We start from the raw sequence: 12208 nt of genomic DNA on the forward strand, positions 1-12208 counted from the left end.
ATTGAAATCGCCCCCACAGGTGTATGCCGGGGGGGGGGGCGTGCGGGGGGCTTTCGCGAATGAATTCGCTCCCACGGGGTGCCTGCGGTGGAGCGTCTGTGCGTGAGGCGCGCCGTCCGATCATCTGCACTGCGACCTATTGCCGCGATCCATGCAGGGCCTTCGCCCGCGTGGCCAGGCACCACGGGTTTCAAGGGCCAGGGGGTGCTGCGGGGTCATCTGATATGGTTTTTGCCTGATTACCTGAATCTGTTTCCGGTATCAGCGCCTCCCTATAGTCCGCCTCGCCGTCATAGCCCAAAAGGCCTGAATCATGAGCGAGACCATCCCCGTCCGGCAGGTAGAGGTCGACCCAACGAGTCGCCCCGCTGCCACGTCCCTGTATGCCTCCAGTGCACCGATCCACACCCGCAGCTTCACCGGGCGTTTCCGCAACCTGCGCCGGTTGGGCGCGGGGCTGTTGTGCTTGTTGTTCTTCGGCACCCTCTGGCTCGACTGGGACGGCCGCCAGGCCGTGCTCTGGAGTCTGGAGGACAGCAAGTTCTACATCTTCGGTGCGACCTTCTGGCCGCAGGACTTCATCCTGCTGTCGGGGTTGCTGATCATCTGTGCCTTCGGGCTGTTCTTCATCACGGTGTTCGCCGGCCGGGTGTGGTGCGGCTACACCTGTCCGCAGAGCGTCTGGACCTGGATGTTCATGTGGGTGGAGCAGCGCACCCAGGGTGACCGCAACCAGCGCATCAAGCTAGCCGCCGCGCCCTGGGGTGCGGAGAAGGTGGCGCGCAACGTGGCCAAGCACGGTCTGTGGCTGGCCATCAGCCTGGCCACGGCGGTGACCTTCGTTGGCTACTTCACGCCGGTGCGCGAGCTGGCGATGAACCTGCTGACGCTGGAAGCCGGCGGGGTGGCGCTGTTCTGGGTGGTGTTCTTCACCGCGGCCACCTACATCAATGCCGGCTGGATGCGTGAGCAGGTGTGCATCCACATGTGCCCCTATTCGCGCTTTCAGAGCGTGATGTTCGACAAGGACACCCTGGTGATCTCCTACGACACCGCCCGGGGCGAGTCGCGCGGGGCGCGCAAGAAGGGGGTGGACCCGAAGAGCCAGGGCCTGGGCGATTGCATCGACTGCACGCTGTGTGTGCAGGTGTGCCCGACCGGCATCGACATCCGCGATGGCCTGCAGATCGCCTGCATCGGCTGTGCGGCCTGCGTGGACGCCTGCGATTCGGTGATGGAGAAGATGGGCTACGCCAAGGGCCTGGTGCGCTACAGCTCGGAACGCGAGCTGGAAGGCGGCACCACGCACCTGCTGCGCCCGCGCCTGGTGGGTTACGCCGCTGCGCTGGTGATCATGATCGGGGCCTTCGCCTGGTTGCTGGCGACGCGCTCGGAGGTGTCGCTGGATGTGATCAAGGACCGGGGCATGTTCCGCGAGAACGCGGCCGGGCAGATCGAGAACATCTACAACCTGAAGCTGATCAACAAGACCCAGCAGGACCTGCGCTACCGCCTGGAGCTGGCCGAGGGCGAGGGCCTGGAGCTGGAGGCGCCGGCGCTGATCAGGGTGGAAGCCGGGGAGATCCTCGATCTGCCGGTGTCGGTGGCCCTGGTGGACGACGATGGCCGCAGCGGCCCCCGCGAGCTGGTGTTCCGCATCCGCGCGGTGGAGGGCGATGCCCAGGCCAGCGCCAGCAGCACCTTCGTCAGCCCGAGGCGCTGAGCCATGGAGCACGGCCGTGGCGGTAGCCGCACGCAGCGCTTAGAGTGGGCCTCCCCGGCCCACCTTCCCCAGGACAAGATGAAGCGCTACGAGAAATTCGCGGACGAGATCGCCGAACTGATCCGCACCGGCGTCCTGGCGCCGGGCCAGAAGGTGCCCTCGGTGCGGCATGCCAGCCGCACCTACGGGGTCAGTGCCTCCACGGTGTTCCAGGCGTACTACCTGCTGGAGAGCCGCGGGCTGATCATGGCCCGCGCACGCTCCGGCTACTTCGTCTGCCAGCACGTCAAGCGTCCGCTGCAGGAGCCCCAGGTGAGCAGCCGCGAGGCGGCCACCACCGAGGTGGACGTGAGCGAGCTGGTGTTCTCGGTGCTCAGTTCGATCCGTGACCCGGACACGGTGCCCTTCGGCTCGGCCTTCCCCAGCCCGGACCTGTTCCCCCTGCAACGCCTGGCGCGCTCCATGGCCCATGCGGTGCGCGACATGGACCCGCGCTCCACCGTGGCCGACATGACGCCGGGCAACCACGGCCTGCGCCGGCAGATCGCCCTGCGCTACATGGTCGGCGGGCTGCCGCTGCCCATCGAGGAGCTGGTGATCACCAACGGCGCGCTGGAGGCGCTGAACCTCTGCCTGCAGGTGGTGACCCGGCCGGGCGACCTGGTGGCCATCGAGTCACCGGCGTTCTACGCGAGCCTGCAGGTGCTGGAGCGGCTCAAGCTGAAGGCGGTGGAAATCCCGGTGCACCCGCGCGAGGGCATCGACCTGGAGGTGCTGGAGCGCAGCCTGGCGAGCCTGCCGATCAAGGCCTGCTGGTTCATGAGCAACTTCCACAATCCGCTCGGGGCGAGCCTGACCGAGGAACGCAAGAAGCACCTGGCGGGGCTGCTGGCCCGCTACCATGTGCCGATGATCGAGGACGACGTGTACGCCGAGCTGTACTTCGGCCAGCACGCGCCCAAGCCGGTGAAGGCCTTCGACAGTGAAGGGCTGGTGATGCACTGCAGTTCGTTCTCCAAGAGCCTGGCACCGGGCTACCGGGTCGGCTGGGTGGCGGGTGGGCGCTATGCCGGGGAGATCGAGCGGCTGAAGCTGATGACCAGCATCTCCGCTTCGGTGCCGGCCCAGGCGGCCATTGCCGACTACCTGCAGCACGGCGGCTACGACCGCCACCTGCGGCGCCTGCGCTATGCGCTGGAGAGCCAGCAGAACGCGATGCTGGCGGCGGTGGCCCGGCACCTGCCGGAGCAGACGGGGGTCAGCCGGCCCGACGGTGGTTACTTCCTCTGGCTGGAATTCCCCCGCCAGGTGGATGCGCTGCGCTTGTTCCAGTTGGCCCTGGCCCAGGGCATCAGCATCGCGCCGGGGCCGATCTTCTCGGCGACCCGCAGCTACGGGCATTGCGCCCGCCTCAACTACGGCCATCCCTGGACGCCCCGCAGCGAGCAGGCGGTGGAAACCCTCGGGCGCATCATCAAGTCGCTTTAAGCGCAACTCCCCGCGCAAAACGGTCGCCTTGTTCATTGACCTGAACTTGGGCGGCCGTTGTGCGCTCTATTTTTCAGGTTCGATACGCCGTCACTACGCAGTTGCCATGGCAGCGATGTGCGGCAGCGTTTGAATAACACCGGCAGCATGTCCTACACCTGACAGTGCATGAACTACTCACATGAGTCTGGAGCTTTCGACAAGTTTGCCTATATACTTCGCCAGCCTCCCCGAATGCATTGCGACCTCGCTGTAACGCAGACACCATGCGGCCTGGGCAGGCACCGAAGACAACCTCAAGGTTGCATCGGGATTGTGCATGGCACGCACACTCCCTCTTCTGGCGAAAGTTGCAAAGGGTACTCGCCCCTTCATCGCCGGAACTTGGATCAAGACCATTTCAACAGCACACAAGCGGATCACTACGTGACGAAAGACGAACTGCGCGCCGAACTCGAGCGCCAGGAGAAACGTTACAAGGATGTATACGGCGGGGAAGTCACCACCTACGCCGCCCAGCCGGACCCCGAACGCAAGCCCTGGCGCAAACGCCCCAACTACCTGGACCAGGCTTTCGAGCGCGAGCTCCAGAAGATGGAAAAAGAGCTCAAGCAATCGGACTGAAACGATTTTTAAACAAAGCCTGCGCAGCCCTCGTTTCTAGGGCTGCGCTGCCATGACGCACGGAACGATACGACCAATCAGCGGTCCGGAGCTGGGCGGGAAGCGGTTTTCTGGCATAATCCGCGCCCCCTAACCAGCCGTCATAAAACCTTCATGTTCGATCTCTTCAGCGGGCTTGATGCCTGGCTGGTGCTGAGCCTGGTGCTCGCCCTGGCATTCGTCCTGTCCTTCGAGTTCATCAACGGTTTCCATGACACCGCCAATGCGGTGGCCACGGTCATCTACACCAAAGCCATGTCGCCCTACCGGGCGGTGGTCCTCTCCGGCATCTTCAACTTCCTCGGCGTGCTGCTGGGTGGCGTTGGCGTGGCCTACGCCATCGTGCACCTGCTGCCGGTGGAGCTGCTCATCAACGTCAACACCGGCCACGGGCTGGCCATGGTGTTCTCGCTGCTGGCGGCGGCCATCACCTGGAACCTGGGCACCTGGTACTTCGGTATCCCGGCGTCCAGCTCCCACACCCTGATCGGTTCCATCCTCGGCGTCGGCCTGGCCAACGCGATGCTCACCGACCTGCCCCTGGGCGAGGGCGTGAACTGGGGCAAGGCCATCGACATCGGCCTGTCGCTGATCTTCTCTCCGGCTGCCGGCTTCATGGTCGCAGCCCTGGTGCTGCTGAGCCTGAAGTGGCTGTATCCGCTGTCGAAGATGCACAAGACGCCGGAAACCCGTAAGGAGCTGGACGACAAGAAGCATCCGCCGTTCTGGAACCGCCTGGTGCTGGTGCTCTCGGCCATGGCGGTGAGCTTCGTGCATGGCTCCAACGACGGCCAGAAAGGCATCGGCCTGATCATGCTGGTGCTGATCGGCATCGTTCCGGCCAAGTTCGTGCTGGACCTGAACAGCACCACCTACCAGATCGAGCGCACCCGCGACGCTGCGACCCACCTGAGCCAGTTCTACCAGCGTCACACCGACACCCTCGGCGAGATGCTGGCCCTGGGCAAAAGCAACGGCAGCGAGATGCCGCAAGCGTTCCGTTGCGATCCGAAGCAGACCGAAGCGACCATCGCCGGCCTGCTGGGCAACCTGAAGGGCGTGCGCAGCTACGCCGACATGAGCGAGGAGAAGCGCGTCGAGACCCGCCGCTACCTGCTCTGCCTGGACGACACGGCGAAGAAGGTGGGCAAGCTGTCCGGCCTGCCGGCCCGTGAAAAGGCCGACCTCGACAAGCTGCGCAAGGACCTGACCGCCACCACCGAGTACGCCCCCTTCTGGGTGATCATCGCGGTGGCCCTGGCCCTGGGCATCGGCACCATGGTCGGCTGGAAGCGCGTGGTGCTGACCGTGGGCGAGAAGATCGGCAAGCAGGGCATGACCTACGCCCAGGGCATGAGTGCGCAGATCACCGCCGCTGCAGCCATCGGCATGGCCAACCTCTACAGCCTGCCGGTCTCCACCACCCACGTGCTGTCTTCCGGCGTGGCCGGCACCATGGTCGCCAACAAGAGCGGCCTGCAGGGTGGCACGGTGCGCACCATCCTGATGGCCTGGGTACTGACCCTGCCCACCTCGATGGCGCTCTCCGCCGGTATGTTCTGGCTGGCGACCACGCTGTTCGTCTGAGTCATCTGCTTCATCGAGAAAGGCGCCTGCGGGCGCCTTTTTCATGCCTGCTCGCCGGCCGGGGCGTCGCTGAATGCCTGTGGAAAGCTCCGACATACAGGCATTTCGCCAGCCTCAAGCTTTAATGGGTAATGACCGACACACTGAGGGACGCAGCCACCAGAAGCCGCGTACCCGACGTATCAGGTATCCGCCCCAACCGGACGCACGAAGCCATGACCAAGAATATGAAGTTCAGCCACAAGATCCTGCTCGCCGCCTCGCTGGTGGTGATCGCGGCGTTCTCGCTGTTCACTCTGTACAACGACTACCTGCAACGGAATACGATCCGGGAAGACCTGGAGAGTTACCTGAAGGAAATGGGTAACGTCACCGCCGGCAATATCCAGAACTGGCTCTCCGGCCGGATTCTGATGGTGGAAAACCTGGCGCAGAACATTGCCCAGCACCCCGAGCCGGATGCGGTGGCCAAGCTGCTGGAGCAGAAGGCGCTGACCTCCACCTTCGCCTTCACCTACCTGGGCACTCAGGACGGCGCCTTCACCATGCGCCCGGACGAAGAGATGCCGGCCGATTACGACCCCCGCGTGCGCCCCTGGTACAAGGACGCCGTGGCCGCCGGCTCGACCACCCTGACCGAGCCCTACATCGACGCGGCGACCAAGGCGCTGATCATGACCATCGCCACGCCGGCGCCCGGCCAGGGCGTGGTAGGCGGCGACCTGAGCCTGGAAACCCTGCAGCAGATCGTCAATTCGCTGGACTTCCAGGGCATGGGCTACGCCTTCCTGGTAAGCGAGGACGGCACCATTCTGGTCCACCCCAACAAGGACCTGGTGATGAAGAAGCTGACGGAGGTCTACCCGACCAATACGCCACGCATCAGCACCGACTTCACCGAGACGGAGCTGGACGGCAAGGCCCGCATCCTCACCTTCGCCCCCATCAAGGGCCTGCCGACGGTGAAGTGGTACATCGGCCTGTCCATCGACAAGGCCCAGGCCTTCTCGATGCTCAACGAGTTCCGCACCTCGGCCATCATCGTCATGGTGATCGCGGTGGTGATCATCATCATCCTGCTGGGCATGCTGATCCGCTTCCTGATGCAACCGCTGCTGCTCATGGGCCGCGCCATGCGCGACATCGCCCAGGGCGAGGGTGACCTGACCCGCCGGCTGGAGGTGCACTCCCAGGACGAGTTCGGCGAAATGGCCCAGGCGTTCAACCAGTTCGTCGAGCGTATCCACGGCTCGATCCGCGAGGTCTCGGCCACCACGCGCCAGGTCAACGAGGTCGCCCAACTGGTGCTGAACGCCTCCAACTCCTCCATGAGCAACTCCGACGAGCAGGCGCAGCGCACCAACAGCGTGGCGGCGGCCATCAATGAGCTGGGCGCGGCGGCCCAGGAGATCGCCCGCAACGCAGCGGACGCTTCCCACCAGGCCTCCAATGCCAAGGATCAGTCGGAAGACGGTCGCCAGGTGGTGGAGCAGACCATCAAGGCCATGAGCGACCTGTCGGCGAAGATCAGCACCTCCTGCGCCAACATCGAGGCCCTCAACGCCAAGACGGTGAACATCGGGCAGATCCTGGAGGTGATCAAGGGCATCTCCGAGCAGACCAACCTGCTGGCGCTCAACGCGGCCATCGAGGCCGCCCGCGCAGGCGAAGCCGGGCGTGGCTTTGCGGTGGTGGCCGACGAGGTGCGCAACCTGGCCCACCGCACCCAGGAGTCGGCCCAGGAGATCCAGAAGATGATCGAGGAGTTGCAGGTGGGCGCCCGCGAGGCGGTCAACACCATGACCGAGAGCCAGCGCTACAGCGAGGAGAGCGTGACCATCGCCAACCAGGCCGGCGAGCGCCTCTCCAGCGTGACCCAGCGCATCGGCGAGATCGACGGCATGAACCAGTCGGTGGCGACCGCGACGGAAGAGCAGACCTCGGTGGTGGAATCCCTCAACGTGGACATCAACGAGATCAACATGCTCAACCAGGAAGGCGTGGAGAACCTGCAGGCGACCCTGCGGGCCTGCGCGGACCTGGAGCAACAGGCCGCCCGCCTGAAGCAACTGGTGGACAGCTTCCGCATCTGAACCGTCCGGGTACGAAAAAGGCGCCTCAAGGCGCCTTTTTCGTGTCTTCCGCTTCGTCCTGGATCTGCTTCCACAGGGCTTCGGCATCCGGGAAGTCGGTGCCGTCCTCCTCGTCCAGCGCCTCGGGGTCATAACGCCGCACACACCCCTCGCCGAGGGTGGGCGGAGCCTTGGAGGTGGCGCGTTCGAGGGGATCGGACATGCGGAGCTTCCTAGGCCAGACGGCTGCCGTCGTGCTGGGCAAAAGCCTTGATCGCCCGCAGGGCATCACGGCGGCTGAGTACGCCCACCAGCACGCCCTGCTCCACCACCGGGAAGGCCTCGCGCTGCTCACGCAACAGGCGCTGGCAGACGTCGACCACATCCTCCTCGGGAGACACGCTGTCCAGCTGCGACTGCATGCATCCGCCTACCACGCCGCCCACGGCGTCGTAGTAGGCACCGGAGAGGATGCCGCGCAGGCAATCGGATTCGGACAGCATCCCCAGCAGGTGGCCCTGGGCGTCCACCACCGGAGCACCGCTCAGGCGGTGCTCCAGCAGACGCTCGATGGCCAGGAACAGGTCGGTCTCCGGCCTAAAGGTCACCTGATGGTGGGTCATGTAGTCACGAACCTGGACGGACTTGAGCATGGGATCGTTCCTTGTATCGAAATCTCGGGGTCAGTCGAAGACCACGGTCTTGTTGTCGTGCACAAGCACGCGGTCTTCCAAGTGGTAGCGCAAGCCACGGGCCAGCACCAGCTTCTCCACGTCCTTGCCGAGGCGGACCAGGTCCTCGATGTCGTCGCGGTGGCTGATGCGCACCACGTCCTGTTCGATGATTGGGCCGGCGTCCAGCTCCTCGGTGACGTAGTGGCAGGTGGCGCCGATCAGCTTCACGCCGCGCAGCGAGGCCTGGTGGTAAGGCTTGGCACCCACGAAGGAGGGCAGGAAGCTGTGGTGGATGTTGATCACCTGGTGGGCGTAGCGCTGGCACAGGTCCGGCGGGAGGATCTGCATGTAGCGCGCCAGCACCACGGTGTCGGCATTGTGTGCGTCGACCAGGCGGGACACCTCGGCGAAGGCCGGGGCCTTGTCCTTCGGGTCCACCGGTACGTGGAAGTAGGGGATGCCGTGCCATTCGACCATGCTGCGCAGGTCGTTGTGGTTGGCGATGACACAGGGAATCTCGCAATCCAGCTCGCCACTGTGCCAGCGGTGCAGCAGGTCGGCCAGGCAGTGGGACTCACGGCTGGCCATCAGCACCACGCGCTTCTTCACCGCTGAATCGGTGATTCGCCAGGACATGGAGAACTCCCGGGCAATCGGCGCGAAAGCCTGGCGGAAACCGTCCAGGTCGAACGGCAGCGAGTCGGCGCGGATTTCATGCCGCATGAAGAACCAACCGCTCTGGTTGTCGGAGTGATGACTTGCCTCGGTAATCCAACCGTTATAGGTGGCCAGAAAATTACTCACCTTGGCGACAATGCCGACGCCGTCCGGGCAGGCAATCACCAGACGAAATGTGCGCATGGGAAACTCCAGATACTTCGCAAAGGCGGCCATTCTAGCGGCACGCGGTGAAAACTTCAGCAGGCCCGAACACTTCATCCGACGTCCCGCGTGCCCCTGCCAGGGGCATGGGTATTAGCACGCGGGTCTTCAATTCGCGGGGGAGTTGTTCATGCCAGTTACGTGCGAACAACTAACAGGCCCGCCTGCATTCATTGGTAAAAAATATTCGGCCGATACTTTCCTGACATGTTTACTTGGTTTAGTGTCCTGACTATTATCCCTTCCACATCATTCACCCCTAATTCACCAAGGGACACCGACATGTCGCTGATCAATGAATACCGCGCCACTGAAGAAGCCATCAAAGAACTCCAGGAGCGCCTGAAGAATCTGTCCCAGGACGACAAGCTGCAGAAAGAACTGGAATTCGAAGGCAAACTCCGCACCCTGATGGGCGAATACCAGAAGTCCCTGCGCGATATCATTGCCCTGCTCGATCCCGAAGCCAAAACCGCCAGGCAACCGCGCGCTGCCAGGCCGGCCACCGGCGTCAAGCGTGCCCGCAAGGTCAAGCAGTACAAGAACCCGAACACCGGCGAAGTCATCGAAACCAAAGGCGGCAACCACAAGACCCTGAAAGAGTGGAAAGCCAAGTGGGGCGCCGAGACCGTTGAAAGCTGGGCCACCCTGCTGGGTTGATTCAGTCAGCTCCATCAAAAACGCCAGCGGATGCTGGCGTTTTTTATTGCCTATTCAAAGCGGGACTACAGCGTATATCGCTGGCGCACTACTTCGGCGTGGGCATTCCAGGCATCGAGAATCGCCAATTGCGCGGGTGACGCAGTTGCCCGTAACTCCAGCAGCGCCTCGGTGAATGCCGCCAGGGTATTGGGTGCCCCGTAATTGGGATGCATAAGCCGATTCCGACAGAACTCCTGCCAGCGCGACGTCTCCTCGGCACTCAAAGTTTCCGGGAAGTTTCGTGCCCGGTAACGGAACAGCAATTCCGGCAAGCGCGAATCATCGAATGGCCATACTTCTCGCGCCAGTCGTTGCGGGTCGGCATTACGCACCTGTTCGCACAGTCGACGATCACGATCCCCGAGGAAGCCGTCATAAAGTTGCTGCTCAGGATCTTCGCTGCCGGCAAAGGACTCTTCGGCATAAACCGCTGCCAACTTGTCCTGCCAGTTCGCCTGTTGCCGTGCCAGTTCATCGGCCTTGGCCTGACAGGCAGACAGGTCGACGCCAATCCGCTCCCGGTCCGCAGGCCTTAATACGGAAAGCGGGGCCACCACGGGGCACTTGTTGATGTGCAGCAGCTTCAGCGGGACCGGCAACTCGCCTTCAGCCAGGGCATCCCGCCGGGTATAGAGGCGCGCGCGCAAGGTCTCGGCATCCAGCTCCAGCAGAGGCGACACCTCCACCTGCAGGTCGCAGACGATCAGGGCGTTGCGGTTGCGCGGGTGCCACGCCAACGGCAGCACCACTGCGAGGAAATGACGTTCCGCCGAGTAGCGGCCCGATACGTGGACCAGCGGCTGCATCAGGCGGATCTGCTCCATCACCTTGTGCTTGCTGCGCAACTGGAACAGGTAGTCGTACAGCCTGGGCTGGGCTTCGCGCACCCGGCGGGCCATGCCGATGGTGGCACGCACGTCGGACAGCGCATCGTGGGCCTGGCCATGATCGATGCCGTTGGCGGCGGTCAAGCGTTCCAGGCGCAGGGTCACCCGCCCCTCCTCGGTGGGCCACTGGAGGCCTTCCGGTCGCAGGGCATAGGCCGTGCGCAGGGTGTCGATCAGGTCCCAGCGGCTGTTGCCGCCCTGCCATTCCCGGGCGTAGGGATCGATGAAGTTGCGATAGAAGCTGTAGCGGGTCACCTCGTCGTCGAAGCGCAGGGTGTTGTAGCCCGCGCCGCAAGTGCCCGGGCGTGACAACTCGGCATGTACCTGGTGGATGAAGGCCGCCTCGTCCAGGCCCTTGTCCTGCAGGGTCGACGGCAGGATGCCGGTCACCAGGCAGGCCGCCGGGTGAGGCAGGATGTCGTCGCTGATGCGGCAATACAGGTTCACCGGCTCGCCGACTTCGTTCAGGGCCTCATCGGTGCGGATGCCGGCCACCTGGATGGCGCGGTCGCAACGCGGGTTGATGCCGGTGGTCTCGTAGTCGTACCAGAAGATGCTGGGGGTCACGCCGCCTCCTTGAATCCGGGCGCTGGGATGCAATGGGCGAGGAGTCTAACAGCCCCCTTTCCATGCAAATCGCCAAATCGTGAAGCAGCCGATTGCAATTGCCCGGGCAACTCCAGAAACTCCCCCACCATCCACAACCAGGCCCAAGGCACAGGGAAGCGTCATGAGCGAGATCCAGCAGAACCCCTACTCCGCACCGCGCAGCGAGCTGGTGGAGCGTCCGCCGGCTGTCGATGTACCGAGCATCGAAGAAGCCCTGGCGCGCGGCTATGACTTCCGCATCGGCGAGCTCATCAGCGAGGGCTGGCAACGCATCCAGGGCCTGAAAGGCATGATCATCGGCGGCCTTCTGGTCTACTCGGTGGTCAGCCAGCTCGTCAGCTTCATCCTCGGCCTGGTGCTGGGGCTGCTCGTTGCAAGCGATGGCATGCTGCTGATGATCGGCCAGTTGGTCATCGGCATCATCGCTGGTGCCTGCGCCGCACCGGTGATGGCCGGCCTTTATATGCTTGCCATGCGCCAGGTGACCGGCCAGCCGCTGAACTTCAACGAAGTCTTCGCTCACACCGGCAAGTTCGTCCCCCTGGCCATCCTCAGCCTGCTGCTCCCGCTGATGGTCTACCTGGGCTTCCTGCTGCTGGTCATTCCCGGCATCTACCTCAGCATCGCCTACGCTTTGGCCATGCCGTTGATGGTAGAACGCGGCCTCTCGCCCTGGCAGGCGATGGAAGCGTCGCGGCGTGCCATCAGCCAACGCTGGTTCAAGTGCTTCGGCCTGTTCGCCCTGCTCGGCCTGATCGTCATGCTCAGCGCCCTGCCGCTGTTCGTCGGCCTGGTCTGGACGCTGCCCATGTGCTTTGTGGTGGTGGCCCTGCTGTACCAGCGCATCTTCGGCATCCAGCAGTTCCCCCAGTAATTCGCGGAGCCCGGACCGGTCCGCCTGAGCGGATCGGTTGCCTCACC

At 63.9% G+C, this 12208-nt stretch carries 11 protein-coding genes and 1 pseudogene; 8 read left to right on the forward strand and 4 right to left on the reverse strand.

Annotation, left to right across the window (positions count from 1 at the left end; genetic code table 11):
• Window positions 1-313: 313 nt before the first annotated feature.
• The 6 genes and pseudogenes from ccoG to A7D27_RS28990 all read left to right on the forward strand — a co-directional run bounded on the left by ccoG (window position 314) and on the right by A7D27_RS28990 (window position 7554).
• Window positions 314-1723 (forward strand): cytochrome c oxidase accessory protein CcoG, encoded by a 1410-nt coding sequence (ccoG, locus tag A7D27_RS01210; protein WP_069563887.1) that lies wholly within the window; start codon window positions 314-316, stop codon window positions 1721-1723.
• Window positions 1724-1801: 78 nt separating this feature from the next.
• A complete protein-coding gene (gene mapR / locus A7D27_RS01215; protein WP_069563888.1) occupies window positions 1802-3211 on the forward strand; it encodes a GntR family transcriptional regulator MpaR in 1410 nt (469 codons plus the stop codon).
• A 426-nt stretch (window positions 3212-3637) separates the two neighbouring features.
• Window positions 3638-3835, forward strand: a complete 198-nt coding sequence (locus tag A7D27_RS01220) for a hypothetical protein (protein ID WP_044413114.1) — start codon at window positions 3638-3640, stop codon at window positions 3833-3835.
• A 153-nt stretch (window positions 3836-3988) separates the two neighbouring features.
• Window positions 3989-5461, forward strand: a complete 1473-nt coding sequence (locus A7D27_RS01225) for an inorganic phosphate transporter (protein WP_069561344.1) — start codon at window positions 3989-3991, stop codon at window positions 5459-5461.
• Between the two features lie 227 nt (window positions 5462-5688).
• Window positions 5689-6696: pseudogene (locus A7D27_RS28985) on the forward strand (cache domain-containing protein); the annotation flags it as partial.
• 93 nt (window positions 6697-6789) lie between these two features.
• A complete protein-coding gene (locus tag A7D27_RS28990; protein ID WP_371850562.1) occupies window positions 6790-7554 on the forward strand; it encodes a methyl-accepting chemotaxis protein in 765 nt (254 codons plus the stop codon).
• A gap of 25 nt (window positions 7555-7579) precedes the next feature.
• Here the strand turns inward: A7D27_RS28990 and A7D27_RS28240 are convergent, their stop codons facing one another.
• The 3 genes from A7D27_RS28240 to purU are packed head-to-tail and all read right to left on the reverse strand — an operon-like array spanning window position 7580 to window position 9068.
• Window positions 7580-7756, reverse strand: a complete 177-nt coding sequence (locus A7D27_RS28240) for a hypothetical protein (protein ID WP_165663983.1) — start codon at window positions 7754-7756, stop codon at window positions 7580-7582.
• Between the two features lie 10 nt (window positions 7757-7766).
• On the reverse strand, window positions 7767-8186 hold the full coding sequence (locus A7D27_RS01235) for a CBS domain-containing protein (RefSeq protein WP_069561346.1): 420 nt from the start codon (window positions 8184-8186) through the stop codon (window positions 7767-7769).
• Window positions 8187-8216: 30 nt separating this feature from the next.
• On the reverse strand, window positions 8217-9068 hold the full coding sequence (gene purU, locus A7D27_RS01240; RefSeq protein ID WP_069563890.1) for a formyltetrahydrofolate deformylase: 852 nt from the start codon (window positions 9066-9068) through the stop codon (window positions 8217-8219).
• A gap of 303 nt (window positions 9069-9371) precedes the next feature.
• Between purU and mvaT the strand changes: the two genes are divergently transcribed.
• Window positions 9372-9749, forward strand: coding sequence for a histone-like nucleoid-structuring protein MvaT (gene mvaT / locus A7D27_RS01245; protein WP_069561347.1), 378 nt, complete (start codon window positions 9372-9374; stop codon window positions 9747-9749).
• Window positions 9750-9814: 65 nt separating this feature from the next.
• Here mvaT and sbcB read toward each other — a convergent pair whose 3' ends face one another.
• Window positions 9815-11245, reverse strand: coding sequence for an exodeoxyribonuclease I (sbcB, locus tag A7D27_RS01250; protein ID WP_069563891.1), 1431 nt, complete (start codon window positions 11243-11245; stop codon window positions 9815-9817).
• Window positions 11246-11408: 163 nt separating this feature from the next.
• Between sbcB and A7D27_RS01255 the strand changes: the two genes are divergently transcribed.
• Window positions 11409-12161, forward strand: a complete 753-nt coding sequence (locus A7D27_RS01255; protein WP_069561349.1) for a hypothetical protein — start codon at window positions 11409-11411, stop codon at window positions 12159-12161.
• The last annotated feature ends 47 nt before the right edge of the window (window positions 12162-12208 follow it).

Source organism: Pseudomonas sp. 1D4, from assembly GCF_001728925.1.
Lineage (GTDB): Bacteria > Pseudomonadota > Gammaproteobacteria > Pseudomonadales > Pseudomonadaceae > Metapseudomonas > Metapseudomonas otitidis.

Bases quoted from the DNA above. Each gene is read 5' to 3' on its own strand.
- ccoG (WP_069563887.1), top strand. From the start codon at position 314: ATGAGCGAGACCATCCCCGTCCGGCAGGTAGAGGTCGACCCAACGAGT.
- mapR (WP_069563888.1), top strand. From the start codon at position 1,802: ATGAAGCGCTACGAGAAATTCGCGGACGAGATCGCCGAACTGATCCGC.
- A7D27_RS01225 (WP_069561344.1), top strand. From the start codon at position 3,989: ATGTTCGATCTCTTCAGCGGGCTTGATGCCTGGCTGGTGCTGAGCCTG.
- A7D27_RS28990 (WP_371850562.1), top strand. From the start codon at position 6,790: ATGAGCAACTCCGACGAGCAGGCGCAGCGCACCAACAGCGTGGCGGCG.
- A7D27_RS28240 (WP_165663983.1), bottom strand. From the start codon at position 7,756: ATGTCCGATCCCCTCGAACGCGCCACCTCCAAGGCTCCGCCCACCCTC.
- A7D27_RS01235 (WP_069561346.1), bottom strand. From the start codon at position 8,186: ATGCTCAAGTCCGTCCAGGTTCGTGACTACATGACCCACCATCAGGTG.
- purU (WP_069563890.1), bottom strand. From the start codon at position 9,068: ATGCGCACATTTCGTCTGGTGATTGCCTGCCCGGACGGCGTCGGCATT.
- mvaT (WP_069561347.1), top strand. From the start codon at position 9,372: ATGTCGCTGATCAATGAATACCGCGCCACTGAAGAAGCCATCAAAGAA.
- A7D27_RS01255 (WP_069561349.1), top strand. From the start codon at position 11,409: ATGAGCGAGATCCAGCAGAACCCCTACTCCGCACCGCGCAGCGAGCTG.